General features: G+C 58.1%; 19 protein-coding genes and 1 tRNA gene. 12 read left to right on the top strand and 8 right to left on the bottom strand.

Annotated elements, in window-relative coordinates:
• Positions 1-6: 6 nt before the first annotated feature.
• The 4 genes from QF039_RS02765 (at position 7) to QF039_RS02750 (ending at position 2,312) form a co-directional block, all read left to right on the top strand.
• Complete coding sequence (locus tag QF039_RS02765; protein WP_003212042.1) at positions 7-219, top strand: cysteine-rich CWC family protein; 213 nt, start codon at positions 7-9, stop codon at positions 217-219.
• Positions 219-911 (top strand): pseudouridine synthase, encoded by a 693-nt coding sequence (locus tag QF039_RS02760; protein ID WP_177022964.1) that lies wholly within the window; start codon positions 219-221, stop codon positions 909-911. Before QF039_RS02765 ends, QF039_RS02760 begins: the two co-directional genes overlap by 1 nt.
• A 305-nt stretch (positions 912-1,216) precedes the next feature.
• Positions 1,217-2,101: an alpha/beta fold hydrolase gene (locus QF039_RS02755; RefSeq protein ID WP_307516792.1), complete on the top strand. Its 885-nt coding sequence runs from the start codon at positions 1,217-1,219 to the stop codon at positions 2,099-2,101.
• Positions 2,102-2,238: 137 nt separating this feature from the next.
• A tRNA-Gly gene (locus tag QF039_RS02750) sits at positions 2,239-2,312 on the top strand.
• Between the two features lie 115 nt (positions 2,313-2,427).
• On the opposite strand, the gene QF039_RS02745 is transcribed toward QF039_RS02750, so the two are convergent.
• The 6 genes from QF039_RS02745 to QF039_RS02720 all read right to left on the bottom strand — a co-directional run bounded on the left by QF039_RS02745 (position 2,428) and on the right by QF039_RS02720 (position 8,579).
• On the bottom strand, positions 2,428-4,203 hold the full coding sequence (locus QF039_RS02745; protein WP_307516790.1) for an amidohydrolase: 1,776 nt from the start codon (positions 4,201-4,203) through the stop codon (positions 2,428-2,430).
• Positions 4,204-4,227: 24 nt separating this feature from the next.
• Positions 4,228-5,145, bottom strand: coding sequence for a lysine exporter LysO family protein (locus QF039_RS02740; RefSeq protein WP_003212050.1), 918 nt, complete (start codon positions 5,143-5,145; stop codon positions 4,228-4,230).
• Positions 5,146-5,147: 2 nt separating this feature from the next.
• The gene (locus QF039_RS02735) at positions 5,148-5,921 is read right to left on the bottom strand and encodes a 2OG-Fe dioxygenase family protein (RefSeq protein WP_307516788.1); all 774 of its coding nucleotides are present in this window, start codon (positions 5,919-5,921) and stop codon (positions 5,148-5,150) included.
• A 222-nt stretch (positions 5,922-6,143) separates the two neighbouring features.
• Positions 6,144-6,950, bottom strand: a complete 807-nt coding sequence (locus QF039_RS02730; RefSeq protein WP_307516787.1) for a polysaccharide lyase family 7 protein — start codon at positions 6,948-6,950, stop codon at positions 6,144-6,146.
• Between the two features lie 169 nt (positions 6,951-7,119).
• Complete coding sequence (locus tag QF039_RS02725) at positions 7,120-7,359, bottom strand: DUF6124 family protein (RefSeq protein ID WP_003212057.1); 240 nt, start codon at positions 7,357-7,359, stop codon at positions 7,120-7,122.
• 317 nt (positions 7,360-7,676) lie between these two features.
• On the bottom strand, positions 7,677-8,579 hold the full coding sequence (locus QF039_RS02720) for an SDR family oxidoreductase (protein WP_307516784.1): 903 nt from the start codon (positions 8,577-8,579) through the stop codon (positions 7,677-7,679).
• Positions 8,580-8,674: 95 nt separating this feature from the next.
• Here QF039_RS02720 and QF039_RS02715 point away from each other — a divergent pair, with 95 nt between their 5' ends.
• From QF039_RS02715 to QF039_RS02705, 3 genes are all read left to right on the top strand, one after another.
• The gene (locus QF039_RS02715; RefSeq protein WP_008437810.1) at positions 8,675-9,487 is read left to right on the top strand and encodes a helix-turn-helix transcriptional regulator; all 813 of its coding nucleotides are present in this window, start codon (positions 8,675-8,677) and stop codon (positions 9,485-9,487) included.
• Positions 9,488-9,648: 161 nt separating this feature from the next.
• On the top strand, positions 9,649-9,942 hold the full coding sequence (locus tag QF039_RS02710) for a type II toxin-antitoxin system RelE/ParE family toxin (RefSeq protein WP_307516783.1): 294 nt from the start codon (positions 9,649-9,651) through the stop codon (positions 9,940-9,942).
• 2 nt (positions 9,943-9,944) lie between these two features.
• Positions 9,945-10,253 carry an addiction module antidote protein gene (locus QF039_RS02705; RefSeq protein WP_003212064.1) on the top strand — a complete coding sequence of 103 codons (309 nt, stop codon included), beginning with the start codon at positions 9,945-9,947 and terminating at the stop codon, positions 10,251-10,253.
• Here QF039_RS02705 and QF039_RS02700 read toward each other — a convergent pair.
• Both QF039_RS02700 and QF039_RS02695 read right to left on the bottom strand, forming a co-directional pair.
• Positions 10,246-11,436, bottom strand: coding sequence for an MFS transporter (locus tag QF039_RS02700; protein WP_307516782.1), 1,191 nt, complete (start codon positions 11,434-11,436; stop codon positions 10,246-10,248). The two genes, QF039_RS02705 and QF039_RS02700, sit on opposite strands and share 8 nt — an antisense overlap.
• The gene (locus QF039_RS02695; RefSeq protein WP_008437807.1) at positions 11,433-12,596 is read right to left on the bottom strand and encodes an MFS transporter; all 1,164 of its coding nucleotides are present in this window, start codon (positions 12,594-12,596) and stop codon (positions 11,433-11,435) included. The genes QF039_RS02700 and QF039_RS02695 overlap by 4 nt, the downstream gene beginning before the upstream one ends.
• Before the next feature lie 95 nt (positions 12,597-12,691).
• Between QF039_RS02695 and QF039_RS02690 the strand changes: the two genes are divergently transcribed.
• The 5 genes from QF039_RS02690 (at position 12,692) to QF039_RS02670 (ending at position 15,315) form a co-directional block, all read left to right on the top strand.
• Positions 12,692-13,600 (top strand): LysR family transcriptional regulator, encoded by a 909-nt coding sequence (locus QF039_RS02690; RefSeq protein WP_307516779.1) that lies wholly within the window; start codon positions 12,692-12,694, stop codon positions 13,598-13,600.
• 171 nt (positions 13,601-13,771) lie between these two features.
• Positions 13,772-13,954, top strand: coding sequence for a type II toxin-antitoxin system HicA family toxin (locus QF039_RS02685; protein WP_003189411.1), 183 nt, complete (start codon positions 13,772-13,774; stop codon positions 13,952-13,954).
• A gap of 23 nt (positions 13,955-13,977) precedes the next feature.
• Positions 13,978-14,388, top strand: a complete 411-nt coding sequence (locus QF039_RS02680; protein WP_003212074.1) for a type II toxin-antitoxin system HicB family antitoxin — start codon at positions 13,978-13,980, stop codon at positions 14,386-14,388.
• A gap of 22 nt (positions 14,389-14,410) precedes the next feature.
• Positions 14,411-14,743, top strand: coding sequence for a hypothetical protein (locus tag QF039_RS02675; protein WP_003212076.1), 333 nt, complete (start codon positions 14,411-14,413; stop codon positions 14,741-14,743).
• Between the two features lie 89 nt (positions 14,744-14,832).
• Positions 14,833-15,315, top strand: coding sequence for a methylated-DNA--[protein]-cysteine S-methyltransferase (locus tag QF039_RS02670; RefSeq protein ID WP_177068317.1), 483 nt, complete (start codon positions 14,833-14,835; stop codon positions 15,313-15,315).
• Positions 15,316-15,330 lie beyond the last annotated feature (15 nt).

The following is a 15,330-nucleotide window of genomic DNA, read 5'->3' as shown; positions in this document are numbered from 1 at the left end:
CGACCGATGACCACGCCAACCCTCTGCCCCGCCTGCGGCGCCCGCAACGATTGCGCCCTGGCCGACCCGCGCACTGCCGACCAGGCGTGCTGGTGCTATTCCGTCAGCATCGACCCCGCAGTGCTCGAAGCCTTGCCGGCGGAACTGCGCAACAAAGCCTGCCTGTGCCCGCGTTGTGCCCAGGTGGACGAACAACTGCGCGGCAACGAGCGGTCGTAATGCGCGTAGATCGATTCCTCAGCAACCTGCCGCGTTTCAACCGTAAACAGGTTCGCCTGTTGCTGGTGGAGCGGCGGATCAGCGTCGACGGCCAGGCCACCAGCGATCCGCACCACCCGGTAAGCGAGTTCAGCCGTGTGTTGCTGGATGACGAAGTGCTGCAAGCCGGCAAACCCGCGCGTTACTTCATGCTGCACAAACCCCAGGGCTGCGTCAGCGCCACGTCCGATCCGCAACACCCCACCGTGCTCGACCTGCTGGATGAACCTGACAAGCACGAGCTGCACATCGCCGGTCGTCTGGATTTCAACACCACCGGCCTGATGCTGATCACCAACGACGGCCAGTGGTCGCGCCGCCTGACCCAGCCGCAAACCAAACTGCCCAAGGTCTACTACGTCGAGACCGAGCAGGACATCGGCCCACAATACGCGGCCACCTTCGCTGCTGGCCTGTACTTCGCCTTTGAAGACCTCACCACCCAACCGGCGGAACTGGAACTATTGGGCCCCAGAACGGCGCGCCTGAGCATCATTGAAGGGCGTTATCACCAGGTGAAGCGCATGTTCGGGCACTTCGACAACAAAGTGATGCGCCTGCACCGCGAACGCATGGGACCGCTGGAGTTGGACGCAGCCCTTGCGCCAGGCCATTACCGGGCGCTTACAGAGGCTGAAATCCAACAGGTCTGATGACCGTTCAGCCGATGATGGCAAAAACCCACGCCATCGACTGGCGAACTGGCATCCCTGATGCTTGAATCAACCCAGCCAGCCGCAATCTGACTGGTGAGTCACCCCTACCTACAAGAAACACTTTGCCCGTCCGCACGCTTGACCTGCGGGCCTCTCACGGCAAATTGCCCGCCATAACAACACCCGTCGGCCAGCCAGTACCGGATCGACATGGGCCCTCACTTCCAGGCGTATGCCTACCTGTCACAAAGCTCGTGCAGAGTGATCTGCGCGCATTACCCGCTTGCCAGGAGTCTTACGACATGAGGCCAGAAATCGCTGTGCTGGATATACAGGGTCAGTATCGGGTTTACACGGAGTTCCATCGCGCGGACGCAGCAGCCAAGACCATCATCCTGGTCAACGGCTCAATGGCCACCACTGCGTCTTTCGCCCAGACCGTGAAAAGCCTGCACCCGACGTTCAACGTGGTTTTGTATGACCAGCCCTACGCTGGCCGCTCCAAAATCCACAACCGCCACGAGCATATGCTGACGAAAGAAGTCGAGGGCCAGATCCTTCTGGAACTCATCGACCACTTCGCCGCCGAACACGTGCTGTCCTTTTCCTGGGGCGGCGCCGCGACCCTCGTCGCCCTCGCCCATCGCCCGCGTCGTGTGGAAAAGGCCGTGATCAGCTCGTTCTCCCCGGTGATCAACGCCCCGATGCGCGACTACCTGGAGCGCGGTGTCGACTACCTCGGCAACCTCGACCGCGACCGCGTGGGCCACCTGGTCAACAGCACCATCGGCAAACACCTGCCGTCGCTGTTCAAACGCTTCAATCACAAACACGTGAGCAGCCTGGCCGAGCACGAGTATGGGCAGATGCACTTTCACATCAGCCACGTGCTCAACAGCGACCGGCTGTGCTACCTCAAGGCCGCTAAGCAGATTGATATACCGGTGTTGTTCTTGAACGGCGAATGGGACGAGTACACCAGTGCCCAGGATGCCAAGCTGTTTGGGCAACATATTGCGAAAAGCAGCTTCGGCACGATTCAGGCGACCGGGCACTTTCTGGATATGGAGCACAAGGCCGCGTGCCGGGATAGCCGGGAGGCGTTGATGGGCTTTTTGAGACCGGAGCAGCAGCCAAGCCGGTTGCGGTACCACGCGTCACAGCCACAGCATGCGTTTGCCGTATGAGCGGTGGGGTTGTGGGCGGGCCGGATTTCCCAGGGGGGCCGCCTGCCCACGATCGACCGTTGGCACGTAAAACACAGAATTTTCGAAGAAAAACTTCAAATCCGCGAGCACATCTGGTACAAAGTCAGCCGCTCTGAGCGGGTATAGTTTAGTGGTAGAACGAAAGCTTCCCAAGCTTTAGATGAGGGTTCGATTCCCTCTACCCGCTCCACTCAGATTTTGGTCCTGCGTCAGGCTGGTTTTGACGGGGGATGTGTAAAAAAACCGGTCCTTGGTGTCCGGTTTTTTTATGGGTGGAATTTGGAAATTAAACGGTCGAACCGGGCTCATTCAATCGCCTGATAGACCTTCTTCCCGCCAACCCAAGTCTGCAGGACGCGTGTCCTCCAGATGTCTGCCGGGCTGACGGCAAAAATGTCCTGATCAACCAGGATAAAATCGGCCCACTTTCCGGGCTCAATGCTGCCTTGGGTAGCTTCTTGATGGGCTGCATAAGCTGCATCCAGCGTAAATGCACGGAAAGCCTCGAAGAGGGTCATGGCCTGCTCAGGGTGCCATCCAGCCAAGGGGTTGCCCTCATGATCCGAGCGAGTCACGGCAGCATGTATGCCGTAGAACGGATTGGCAGATTCGACTGGGAAGTCTGACCCTGCCGCAATTTTCGTTCCCTGGTTAAGCAGAGTGCGCCAGGCATAAGCCCCCTTGATCCGTTCGACACCCACCCTGTCCTCAGCCATATTCATGTCGCTGGTAGCATGTGTAGGCTGCATCGATGCAATCAGCCCTAGATCGATAAAGCGCGGTATCTGCGCCACTTCAACCACCTGCGCATGCTCGATCCTGTTACGCAAGGCGCGCCCACCGACTGTGGCGTAGGTCTGTTCAAAGCTATCCATGACCTGCTTGATGGCAGCATCACCGATGCCATGCACATTAGCTTGAAAGCCGGCTTTCAGTACCGACTCAATCTTGTGCTTCATCTCCTGCCGGCTTTCAAAAAGCAACCCCTTGTTGGTTGGGTCGTCGGTGTATGGCTCAAACAGCGCCGCACCACGGCTTCCCAAAGCGCCATCGGCATAAAGCTTGACGCTACGAATGGTAAGACGATCATCGCCGTAGCCGATCAAAGGGCCGTCCTGGGACAACACCGCGAAATCATCCCCCGCACCGTTGATCATCGAGTAGACACGTAACGGAAGCCGGCCGCGATCGGCAAAACCGCGCATCGTCTTGATCATCTGCCTATCAGCACCTGCATCGTGCACAGATGTCAGGCCTTGTGCATTGAGATGCTCCAATGCAGCCTGCAACGCGACCTCTCGCTCCTGCTCGTCAGGCAGCGGAATAATATCCGCGACCAGCCCCATAGCGGCGTCGATAAATACACCTGTCGGGTTACCTTCTGCATCCCGTTCGATACGTCCGCCTTTCGGATCAGGCGTGTCCTTAGTAATACCCGCCAGTTGCATCGCCTTGGTATTAGCCCATCCGGCATGGGCATCCACCCGAATTAGCCACACTGGTCGATCGACAACGACCTTATCAATTTCGGCAGCCGTCGGAAACCGCCCCAACTTCCAGGTAACGTGGTTCCAGCCTGAGCCGGTCAGCCAACGGGCGCCGGGGCGCGCTGCAGCGAATACCCGAAGCCTCTCCTGCGTATCAACCAGTGTTGGAGAGCCCCGTAAAGCAATGCTTCGAAGGGACTCTCCAAGCCATTTGATATGGCCGTGCGCATCGGTCAACCCAGGCAAGAGGGACGCACCCTTACCATCGATGCGCGTCGCCAATGCATGCTTGCCAGCAAGATCGGCCGCCATACCGACGCAAATCACTTTGCCCGACGCATCAAAGGCCAACGCATCAAAACGCATCAGACCGCCTCCACTCACGGTATAACCACGCACATTTTCCATAATCGTTGGCTCCGCCCGGACAGGCCCCGCCAGCGACAGGAACATAGCCACCGGGATCAACGCCTTGGGCTGAGTTTTGATACACATCAGCAGCTGTTCAAACGCGGCAAGCATCGGGCCGAGCGTGAGACTTTTAAATGCTGATGGTTGCAGACTCGGTTTTTCTCCTGAAAATCGTGGAGTCATGATTTCCTCCAGTAAGGGGTCACGTCATGCGGTCAGAAAGAAGGTTATAAAAAAGGGCGCTAACACCGTCAGAATCAAACCACTCATGAGAGCGGTAGGCAGCGTGTCGCAGTGGCAGGTTTGGCGCACGATCGGTAACGTCGAGTCCAGAGCGGTTGCCCCAGCGGCGGCAATACCGACCTTTGGGTGGAAGCCACCGACCAGGTACAGTAAAGCGATCGCGATCAGTTCGCGCCCCAGGTCTGCGAGCAATGCCGTAGCGCCATGAACTTCTCCGGACAGCCCTCCGACCAGGACGCTGGATAGCGTGAACCATCCAAATCCCGTCGAGAGTGCCAGGAGCAAACGGATATCTTCGCCAGTGATGAAATGAACCGCATAGGCTCCCAATATTGAGCCAATGACCACGGCAATCGGAACGCATAGAACGCCCCATGAGATCCAGTCACGACCTAACTTGATGCTCGACAAGTCGAGTCCCACCAAGAAGATCAGTACCATTAACATCACGTTGCTGGGTGGAAGCCACAAGCTTGCAACGGTTGATTCTGCATATGTGAACAACACGCCCAAGGCCACCATCAGCAGCGCAATAAAGCACTCTTTCAGAGGAGCAGCAGCGCCATGCATATCGAAACTGGCAACCCTGCCTGGTTCTCGTCCAGCCCCTCTCAAAGCCGCCAAGCCCAGCAGCAGCATGCAAGGCACCACTGTTGTTGCGACCGCGACAAGCGAAGATGTCTTGAGCACATAGCCAACCGCATCCAGCGAAGAAACCACTTCGCCGAACTCAGTGCCTATCAGAAAAAGTAGCCCCCAAACCAAAGGGCTGATCAGACTGACCAATCGGGCAACAACTTTATCCGGGAGCAAGAGTTTGCTCGATAGATAGCCTATTCCCAACGCAATCAAGATGGGTAATATCGAGCTCAACGCCTGCACCGTCACATCCTCTGAATGGTTGGCGAGAAATCAACCAAAACAATACAACGCTCACAGACTCCGGGAGAGGCGTCGTCAAGTTTCTTGATCGGGCTTATGTAATGCGAAACCTTCGGATCATGAACGACAAAACTATCGAGAGGCTGTGAAAGGGTAAACTCCGCCAAAATCTGACTTGCCCGCGCGTCCTCGAACAGCATGTTTCGGATTTCCGGATGCCCAATAAAATTGATTCCACCCGTCATGTTCGAAGAACGGTAGATCAAGTGCGCAAACGTGAAGGGCTCTCCATCCTGGTGAAAAAAGTTCGGTGAGCTTATACCTGGCTGATCTGAACTCGCGGACGTGAGTTTTACAAAATGCACCCCAAAATAGATAGGAAGGGGCTGGCCAGGATGCTCCCAGAACGTCAGGGAAAAATCTTCATCGATCAGGTCGAGTAGTACGCGATTGTTTTTTACCGCATCACTCAACGCGTGAAAGTAGCGAATATTTGCGTGATCCGGATTGTTACCGCCTTGGTCGTAACCTGCGCGTCCGTGGCCTGCCCCATCTTTGACGATTGGCAACCAGTGGCCTTCATGCGTGTCTTGCCAGGGAAGAATGACTCCGTTGCCATACCGTCGAAACCTGTTTACTCCAGGCGGGGCGTACTCATCCGGTTCCAACTGTTCAAACTCTCGACGTAATTCTGCGAGCTCTTCGACGCATTGAGTCTGGCTCACACGAGGCATGTAATGCAGATATCCATCTTCTGCTAAGGCACTTCGAGGCATGGTCATTCCTCCTTGGTTTGATGCCATCAAACATAGGCAATCACCGTGGAGAACTTCAATGGAGGCGCGAACAACGAGAAGTGTCTTACAACGACGTCGGACGCTAATGGGGAGAGGGGGAACGAATATTTTTACTCGGCATTACTGACGCAGTACTGCGCAGACAGGGTGAAACTGTACGCGGGTTGCTGGGCCGGGGAGTCTCTGAACCGGCGCACACTGCTACTGGTAACCCACATTCAGGGAGGTGTACGCAACAATAGCTGCCCGGCCGTCCTGCTCAGCGGTCTGGTTGTAATTCCCGGCCTTGAAATACAGATTGATGCCCTGCCAACCCGATGGCGAAATATCGAATTCCCGGCTGGCCTGCCTGCCATTCGCCGCAGCCGAAACCAGCAGCACCATGCCACCCTCGGAGCCCTTGACCTCAATCTTGTAATTCAGCTTGTCGTTAAGCTCGAGCCCCTTCAGCAATACTGTCCGTTGCTCCTTCTGCCCATAGCGCGTTTTGGTCCCGGCGATGATCGAGCCACCTTCCCAGCGAAGCTTCAGCAGCTCCGAACCTCCCGCCTTGTCGCCATGTATCTGGGCAAATATGATCGATTTTGTGCTTGGATTTTGCACCACATAAAGCTCGCCGGACTGGGTGTTATCAAACACATCACCTGCGGTGAACTCTCTTTTTGCCCGCAGTTCAACCCGGGGATAGTGACTGTTGGGCGTCGCGTTAAGACCCGAGGGTGTGTTGAATACCAGCGCTCCTTCCGGCACACCTTGATGGCATCCCGATGAGCGATAACAGTTTGTGTAGAAATAGGCGTTCTGAAGATTTTCGCCTATCGCTATTTCTTCTGGCTGACCTTGCGCATTGAAATCCTGAAGAACGTACGCACGGCTCAGGTTGGGCAGGTTGTCGCCTGGGGTTTTTGTGGCATCCAGGGCAAAGGCATTTCCACCGTTTAAAATCGCTCCGATGGCCACTACCGACACCGCGATAACTCTAGCGCCAAACACTTTAAATGCGTGCATCACCGTCACCAATTATTCGTCAAAGCCCCAACTCCAACGCCAGCAGATCCGATAGCTGTTGCGGGTGTCGAATCAATGTAATGCGCCTTACTGCCGAAAGAGAAAAAAATATTGGAGGGCTGCCCTTCCCTTGGTATGTGCGGCCTGGAAGGGAAAGCCTTTTACAGAATCAAGAAACCCGATCCACTCGGTCCTGCACGGCTTCTACCAGTAAAAGCCCCAGTTCAATCATTTGCTGAATCGCCAAGGCCAGACTGCGATGCTTATCTGGCAGGTTATCGGCAAATTCGTTGGTCATTGCGCCAGCGCCGGCAATGGTTTCGTAAGCGTTGGCGAGCAATGCATCGGTGCCGATTTCGGGACGTACGCTGAAGATTCTTACGGGTGAGTTATACGAGTCAGTACACATCTGTTGATCCTCAAGAAGGACCACCACCCAGTACTACGGAGATAGGGTGGCAGCTGTACGCAGGTTAGTAGACCGGGAAGTTTCAGAACCGGCGCGCCCGAAGACGCCCTGCGCACAGCTACCATTAGGCACAGGCAATAAGATGCCTGACCGATAGAACAGCCGTACGCCAAAACTTCACCGGGCTACTAAACCCGACCGCTGATGGGCAGCGGCTGACGAACCTTAAAGAGGTTGCCCAAGGCGTACAACCGGGACGATTCTGATGGTTGTGTAGGCAATGGAGCAAGGTTCAAATATTCAGGCCAATCCGCGCTTCAGCCTTCAGTTCCCTCCAACTGCGCAAGATCCGCAAGCAACCCCGGCCCCACCGGTTCCCATCCCAACTTCTTGCGCGTGATCGCACTGGATGCAGGCATATCGTGAGCGGTAAACCTTGCCAACCAACCAAAAAACCCCTGAGCCTCTTGCGCCGAAATGGATTTAACCGGCAACCCTAGCCGCGTCCCCAATACCTCGGCAATCTCCCTTTGCGACACACCCTCCTCCGCCACCGCGTGATACCTCGTGCCCGGCTCGGCCTTTTCAATCGCCAGCCTGTAGAGCCGAGCCACATCCAGAATATGTGCCGCCGGCCAACGGTTTTTCCCGTCGGCGATGTAAGCGCAAACGCCCTTCTCGCGATACAACTCGATCACCGGGCTAACCAGCCCCTGCCTGACGGTGTCGTGTACTTGAGGCAAACGCATCACCGACACATTCACCCCCGTCGCGGCTACAGCGTTAGCCGCTTCTTCCGACGCTGCACGAGGAATTTGCGCTGAGGTAACCACCGCACCATCCTCCGTCGCCAACTGCCCCGGCACGGTGCTCGCAATTCCGACACCGGGATCGGAGGTAATGATCAGCGGTCGATCCGACCCGGCAAGTGCCTCTCCCAGCGCCTGGATAACCCGGCGGTCGTCCTCGCAGTTCGCGACGAATTTCGAGAAGTCGTGATTGAACGCCAGGTGAATCACGCCATCCGCCTGGGTAACACCAGACTTGAGGCTTCCCAGGTCCTCAAGCGACCCACGATGTACCTGAGCCCCGGCGGCCTCCAGCGCTGCCACCTTGTCATCCGAGCGGCACAACCCCAGCACCTGATGGCCCGCCGCGATCAGTTCCTTGACGACAGCCGACCCGATAAATCCGCTGGCACCCGTTATAAATATGCGCATGAACCGTATCTCCGTGTGTATTCAGAGACTAATTTGTGCGCTTGCCCTATACGGGTAAAGTAGTGAAGTTATCAGGGTATAGAGGCTAACAGGCTATGAGCGCAAACCAGTTGGGCAGCTATCTGAAAGACCGACGTACCCGGCTTGATCCGGCGGCATTCGGCTTCTCATCGGCACGACGGCGTACGCCAGGTTTGCGCCGCGAAGAGGTGGCCCAACGCGCGAACATCAGCCCTACCTGGTACACCTGGCTCGAACAGGGCCGTGGTGGCGCGCCGTCGGTGGAAGTGCTGGAGCGGATTGCCCATGCGCTGATGTTGACCGATATCGAACGCGAGCATCTGTTCCTGCTGGCCTTCGGACGCCCACCCGAAGTGCGCTATCAGCAAAACGAAACGGTGACGCCACGCCTGCAACGGGTACTGGATGCCTTGAACCCCAGCGCCGCGATCCTGCGTACGGCGACCTGGGATGTGGTGGCCTGGAACCAGGCGGCGACGGTCATGTTGATGGACTACGGATCCCAGGCGCCGGAACAGCGAAATATCCTGCGGTTCATGTTCCTTGATCCCAATTCCCGCGCGGCCCAATACGACTGGGAAAGCGTGGCGCGGTTTGTGTTGGGGGCTTTCAGGATTGATACGGCGCGCTCAGGCGCGGCGGAGCAGGTACAGCCGCTGGTGGATGAACTGTGTCGACGCAGCCCTGAATTTAAGGCGATGTGGAGCGAAAACGATGTTCAGGGCGCCCATGGTGATCGCATCAAGCGAATACGCCATTCGGTGTTGGGGCCGATCGAATTTGAGTATTCGGTGTTTGCGGTCGATGGGCGCAAGGATCTGAATATGGTGGTGTACAACCCGGCGACGCCGGAGGATGCGCAGCGGATCGCATCCTTGATGGATTAGGCGCCAGCAACTGCAAGAGACTTCGACACTGCAATCGCTCGCAACAAGAGACCATTTGAATCCTTAGCCTTACTCACATCATTCTCCTGCGCCTAACCGCGCCGCGCGCACGTTCTCATGCCTATTGCCAGCCAGTATCCATATGGATACAGTGAGAACCCGTGAACTATCATGTCCAGCAAACGCAGACCTTCATTACCTGGCATTCAGCAACACGTGATTTACGCGCAAAAATCGCCATCGCCCGGCGCATCGATCGCGCATCTGCTGGCAATCTGGGCGATATAAAGACGGTAGGCAATGGTGTCTCGGAAATGCGCGTAGATATCGGTCTGGGTTATCGAGTGTATTTCACGCAGCGAGGAAGAACCGTCATCGTCTTGCTGGCCGGTGGCGACAAATCCTCACAAGACGCCGACATCCGGCGAGCAAAAAAACTGGCAAAGGAAGTTTGATCATGAGCCAAACACTGACGACATTTGATATGGCGGCACTGCTCGACAGTGATGAAGCCATCAGCGAATACCTTTCTCAAGTTCTGGCCGACGGCGATAACGAGGAGTTCCTCAGGGCCGTCGGGTACGTGGCCAAAGCTCGCGGGATGGCGCGGGTCGCGACCGATACCGGCATGGGCCGTGAGAGTCTGTACAAGGCATTTGCCCCTGGAGCAAAGCCCCGCTTCGAAACGGTACTCAAGGTGCTTCACGCACTGGGTATCGATCTGCAAGCACAGCCGGGGCATGTCGCCAATCATTCGATTATTTGAGTGAGCAGCCCCGCTGCACCACCCACGCCAACGGCAACGTCAGCAACAACATCCCCGCCAACACCATTACCGCCACCGGCACGCCCATCGAGTCCCCCAGCCCGCCAAACAGCACCGGCGCCAGTGCGCCGCCGCCGATGGTGCCGGTGTAGAACACCGCAAACGCCTGCTCGCGTTTACCCGCGCCGGCCAGGTCCGGCACGGCGCCGTACAGCACCGACGACGTGCCGTTCAGCGCCAGCCCCAACACCGGCAACATCACCATCAAACCGGTCAACGGCAGGTACACCGCCGCGACGATCAACAGCGCCGTGACGGTTTCCGTCAGCCACACGGTTTTCATCATGCCGATGCGTGCGCCGAGGTAGCCGCAGAGCAATTTGCCGAAGGCGCCGCCGATAAACAGCATGGTCAGCGCGAGACCGATGCCCGCAGTGCCGGCGCCTTTAGCTTGCAGAAGAAAGGGCAGAAACGTGAGAAAGCCCATGCGCACGGCACTGTCGAGTGTGCCCGTGACGATCAGCGCACGCAGACCGCTGACCGAGCCACTTCCGATCAAGGTCTTGGCGGTTTTGCCGGAAGCAGACGCCGCTGCCTGCGTTGGGATCAGCCACCACAGCAACCCCGCCGCGGCCAATCCCAGCATTCCAAGAAGCGTGACGCTCGCGCGCCAGCTGATGACGGTCAGCAACAGGCCGACCAGCCCGGGAACCAGGGTTTTGCCAATGTCCCCGGAGAAGTTGTATTGAGACAGCGCTTCCTTGACCCCACCACCGTTCTCGTAGGTATCGGTGATCATTGAAGAAGCCAGCGGATGCTGAGTACTCGCCCCCAGCCCGCCCAACAGCAGCGCCAGCAACAACATGCCCAACCCGGTCGCCTGCCCCACCAACAGATAGGCAACACCGGCAAGCGCCGTGCCGCCCACCAGCATCGGCGTGCGTCCCCAGCGTTTGGCGGCGCGGCTGGCCATCAGCTGAAACACCGCCATCATCCCGGAATAGGCACCGCGCAGCAGGCCGACCTGGGCGTAGGTCATGCCGAACTGCGCTTGCCAGATCGGCAGCAGCACGTAGATCACATCGGTCAGGCCATCGTGAATCGCGTGGGCGCTGCAGCCGGCGATCAACGAGCGGCGACGGGCGGAAGTCTCGGGTACCGGCAGGGCAACGGCATCGTTCATGAGGTCTTGCTCAGTTCAGGTTGGAGGGGCTTCCAGCCCGCCAGGGCGATCAGCAACGACAGTAGCTGGAAACCGATGATCAGCGCCACACACCCCACCCAACCCCAACGCCCCCAGATCAGCGCCGGGACGATGGCGCCGAAGCTGCCGCCCAGGTAATAGCAGGTGAGGTACAGGCCCACGGCGCCGGCCTTGTTGTGGCGAGCGGTGGCGGTGGTGAAGGCGCTGGCGGCGGCCTGGGCGAGGAACACGCCCGTGGAGCTGAGGGCCAGGCCCAATACGATGCACCACAGGGATGGCAGCAAGGTCAGGCCCGAGCCACAAACGCCAAGCACCGCAGCCGCCGTCAGCAGTTCGGATTGCGGGCGGGATTTGCTCAGGCGCCCGGCAACGGGAATGACCACCAGGGCCAGCAGGAACACCATATAGATCGTGCCCAGCGCCGCCGGGCCAAGGTCGAACGGGGCTTGGCTGAGGTAAAGGCCAGCGTAGGTAAACGTCGCCACTTGGGAGAACAGCACGCAAAATCCTACGGCGTAGGCTGCCAGCAACGGCGTGCCGAGCACATCGGCCCAGGTGGTTGAAGGTCGCGCAATTCGGGGTGGATTGCCCGGCAGCAGGAACTGGATAAACCCGCCCACCATCAGGCTCAACACTGCCAACAGCTCGAAGGCTTCACGCCAGCCGACGTACTCGGTCATCACACCGGTGACGAAGCGCCCGGCAAACCCGCCGAGCACGGTGCCGGCCACGTAGAGGCTGGTGACTTCGGTGACGGTGCCGCCGCGCCAGCGATCACCGATATAAGCCACGCTGGTGGCAAACACCACGGGGATCAGCATGCCTTCGATAAAGCGCCACACCAGAAGTTCGGCGAAGCTGCTGGCATAGGCAGTCATCAAAGCCGGCAACGCCAGCAACAGCGCGGCCGCCGAGATCACCGTGCGTTGCTCAAAACGCCCGGTCAGGCGGCTGACAAAGGGCGCTGTCAGCGCTACCGCCAAGGTGGTGACGGTAATGCTCCAACCGGCCGCCCTGGCGCTCACTTCAAAGTTGGCGGCAAGGGTCTGCAAAATGCTCTGGGTGGCGTAGAGGTTGAGAAACGCCGCGCAGCCACACAGGAACAGGGCAAGACGGGCACAATGCAGGCGCGGTTTCATGAAACCTCTCGTTTTATTATCTGAGGCCTTTATAGAATGACCCGCACACCCGAGACCAATACCGATTTCGAACCGATCAATACCCTGGGGCCAGGATGCTCGACCTACGCAAGCTGCGTTACTTTCTGACCGTCGCCGAAGAATTGCACTTCGGCCGAGCGGCCATTCGCCTGCACCTGGCCCAGCCGCCGTTGACCCGGCAGATTTCCGCGCTGGAGACTGAGCTGGGATTTCGCCTGTTCGACCGCACCAGTCGCACGGTTTCGCTCACTCCCCAGGGGCGCGCGTTCCTGCCCTACGCACGGGCGGTGCTGGAGCAGGTCGACCTCGCTGAAGTCATCGCGGGCAAACTGGCGGCGGGTGCCGCCGGGCAACTGGCGCTGGGTTACGTCAGTTCGATAGCCCTGTCGGACTTGTTCAGCCAAGCGATTCAAGCCTTCGCCCAACGCTTTCCCGATGTGCAACTGACGCTGGTGGAATGCGCCTCCGGCAGCCTGGGCGCACAGGTGGCTGATGGCCGCCTGGATATCGGCCTGAGCCGGTTACTGCCCCAGGACGGTCAGACTGAGGTGCAAGCGTTGTCGTTGGGTGAGGAGCGGCTGGTGGCGGCGGTGTCCAGCGACAGCCCGTTGGCCAACCAGGCCGAGGTCAGCCTGGCGCAGTTGAGTGGGTACCCGTTGATTCTGTTCCCAGCCGATTATGGCTCGGGGCTTAACCAGTCCATTGAGCAGCTTTATCGGCACAAAGGTTTGCCACTGAGGGCCGGGCCGTCTGGACGGCAAATTACCTCGATCATTGCACTGGTGGCGGCGGGACAAGGTGTGGCGCTGGTGCCGGAATGTACGCAGAGTTTGATGAACAAGGGCGTGACGTATCGGCCGTTGGTGGACGCGGAAGCGTATGCACGGCTGCTCGTTCTTACGCGCAGCGGCGCAAGCAGCTTGATGATCACGGCATTTCTCACGGTAATTGATGAGTTGCTGCAGGCTCGTCAGAAAGCCTGATTATTCTCTCGAAAAACCTCGCAATACCTCCGTCGGGCACCGTCCCCATGCGCTCATACACTGCATACAGCCCCTACAGAAACACCGGTCATCGACCGCTGGTAGGTAGAGTGTTGATAATTTATTTTCAGTGGTTATAGTCTCCACCAACACACACCACAAGGAGGTGCTGTGGACAGCCGATATTTGATAGGTCACATCGTTGCGGATGGCTGGTATCTGGTGCGAATCAGAGGCAGCCATCATCATTTCAAGCACCCGACAAAGCCGGGGCTGGTGACGATTCCCCATCCTAAAAAGGACCTGCTGGACAAGACCGCAAAGAGCATTTTGAAACAAGCTCTGCTCAGCTAACACGTTCGTGGAGGACAACAAACATGCTGTACCCAATCGCAATTTCAACCGGTGACGAGGACCATGCCTGGGGTGTGGAAGTCCCGGACATTCCCGGTTGCTTCTCAGCTGGAGATGATCTGGACGACGCCATGGCCATGGCCCGCGAAGCGATCGAAGGCCACTTCGAGATCCTCGCAGAAGACGGTGCGCCCATTCCTACAGCACAGAAAGTCACCCTCCATGCCGCCAACCCGCAATATGCCGGCTGCACGTGGGCGGTGGTGGATATTGATGTGACCAAATACCTGGGCAAGGCACAGAAACTCAATATCACGTTGCCCGGCTATCTGCTGAACCGCATTGACGAATACGTCCTGCATCATCCGGAAGAAAAAAGCCGTTCGGGCTTTCTTGCGTCTGCTGCCCTCAAGGTATTGCAACAGGACCGGTAACAGCACTTCAAGGAACCGCGCAATGCTCCCTCCCTCACACCGCACGCCCAGCCCCGTACTGCGCAAGGTACTGGGCTGGGTACTGATCGCTCCTCTGCTGCTCTCGTTCCTCAGGCTGCCCTTTGCGCTGGGACTCGTGTTGGTGCTGGCGTCCATCACGGCCTCCGTTTATGGCGCCCGGTTTGCCCAACTGCATGCCAGTCGGCGTGTAACCGTATTTGCCGTGATCATCACGCTGCTCAACATCGCTTCATTTTTTGTCATTGGCACGGCATCGGTACTCAAGGCGCTGTACTGGTTCTCGTGGTTTTATTGGTATCCGTATTACGCCGATTGGGTTTACTGGAACTTCTAAGTCGTTCGCGAATTCGACCGCAAGAAACGTAGTTCCACCCTGGGCCGGCCTTTCTACAGTAGAGCCATACCCACTCAAGGAGCCCGACCATGTCCTACGAATACAAATACATGCCCTCCCCCGTCGGCCAACTGACCCTCGTGGCCCGTGACGGAAAACTCACCGCCATCCTCTGGGAAAAAGAGCGGCCCAATCGCGTTCGCCTGGGTACCCTGCAAGAAGCCAGCAACAGCCCAATACTGCTGGAGACCGAGCGACAGTTGAAGGAGTACTTCGCCGGTGCCCGCAATCGTTTCGAGCTGGAACTGGACTTCGCCGGCACCGACTTCCAGAAGAAAGTCTGGCAGGCGCTGTTGACCATCCCGTTCGGAGAGACCCGCAGCTACAGCCAGATCGCTGCGCAGATAGGCAACCCCAAGGCCGTGCGTGCCGTCGGCGCCGCCAACGGGCGCAATCCGATTTCGATTGTTGCGCCGTGCCATCGGGTGATTGGTGCGTCGGGTGGCTTGACCGGGTTCGCCGGCGGGCTTGAGGCCAAGCAGTATCTGCTGGCGCTGGAGGATCACGGCTGAACCCCAGCAGGAAAA

This window comes from Pseudomonas sp. W2I6 (assembly GCF_030815935.1).
In the GTDB taxonomy this organism is placed as follows: Bacteria; Pseudomonadota; Gammaproteobacteria; order Pseudomonadales; family Pseudomonadaceae; genus Aquipseudomonas.
This window is presented reverse-complemented; position numbering and strand designations above follow the sequence as displayed.

Bases quoted from the DNA above. Each gene is read 5' to 3' on its own strand.
- QF039_RS02705 (WP_003212064.1), top strand. From the start codon at position 9,945: ATGAGCCAAACACTGACGACATTTGATATGGCGGCACTGCTCGACAGT.
- QF039_RS02670 (WP_177068317.1), top strand. From the start codon at position 14,833: ATGTCCTACGAATACAAATACATGCCCTCCCCCGTCGGCCAACTGACC.
- QF039_RS02760 (WP_177022964.1), top strand. From the start codon at position 219: ATGCGCGTAGATCGATTCCTCAGCAACCTGCCGCGTTTCAACCGTAAA.
- QF039_RS02730 (WP_307516787.1), bottom strand. From the start codon at position 6,950: ATGCACGCATTTAAAGTGTTTGGCGCTAGAGTTATCGCGGTGTCGGTA.
- QF039_RS02725 (WP_003212057.1), bottom strand. From the start codon at position 7,359: ATGTGTACTGACTCGTATAACTCACCCGTAAGAATCTTCAGCGTACGT.
- QF039_RS02720 (WP_307516784.1), bottom strand. From the start codon at position 8,579: ATGCGCATATTTATAACGGGTGCCAGCGGATTTATCGGGTCGGCTGTC.
- QF039_RS02745 (WP_307516790.1), bottom strand. From the start codon at position 4,203: ATGACTCCACGATTTTCAGGAGAAAAACCGAGTCTGCAACCATCAGCA.
- QF039_RS02735 (WP_307516788.1), bottom strand. From the start codon at position 5,921: ATGCCTCGAAGTGCCTTAGCAGAAGATGGATATCTGCATTACATGCCT.
- QF039_RS02755 (WP_307516792.1), top strand. From the start codon at position 1,217: ATGAGGCCAGAAATCGCTGTGCTGGATATACAGGGTCAGTATCGGGTT.
- QF039_RS02675 (WP_003212076.1), top strand. From the start codon at position 14,411: ATGCTCCCTCCCTCACACCGCACGCCCAGCCCCGTACTGCGCAAGGTA.
- QF039_RS02765 (WP_003212042.1), top strand. From the start codon at position 7: ATGACCACGCCAACCCTCTGCCCCGCCTGCGGCGCCCGCAACGATTGC.
- QF039_RS02690 (WP_307516779.1), top strand. From the start codon at position 12,692: ATGCTCGACCTACGCAAGCTGCGTTACTTTCTGACCGTCGCCGAAGAA.
- QF039_RS02680 (WP_003212074.1), top strand. From the start codon at position 13,978: ATGCTGTACCCAATCGCAATTTCAACCGGTGACGAGGACCATGCCTGG.
- QF039_RS02700 (WP_307516782.1), bottom strand. From the start codon at position 11,436: ATGAACGATGCCGTTGCCCTGCCGGTACCCGAGACTTCCGCCCGTCGC.
- QF039_RS02715 (WP_008437810.1), top strand. From the start codon at position 8,675: ATGAGCGCAAACCAGTTGGGCAGCTATCTGAAAGACCGACGTACCCGG.
- QF039_RS02695 (WP_008437807.1), bottom strand. From the start codon at position 12,596: ATGAAACCGCGCCTGCATTGTGCCCGTCTTGCCCTGTTCCTGTGTGGC.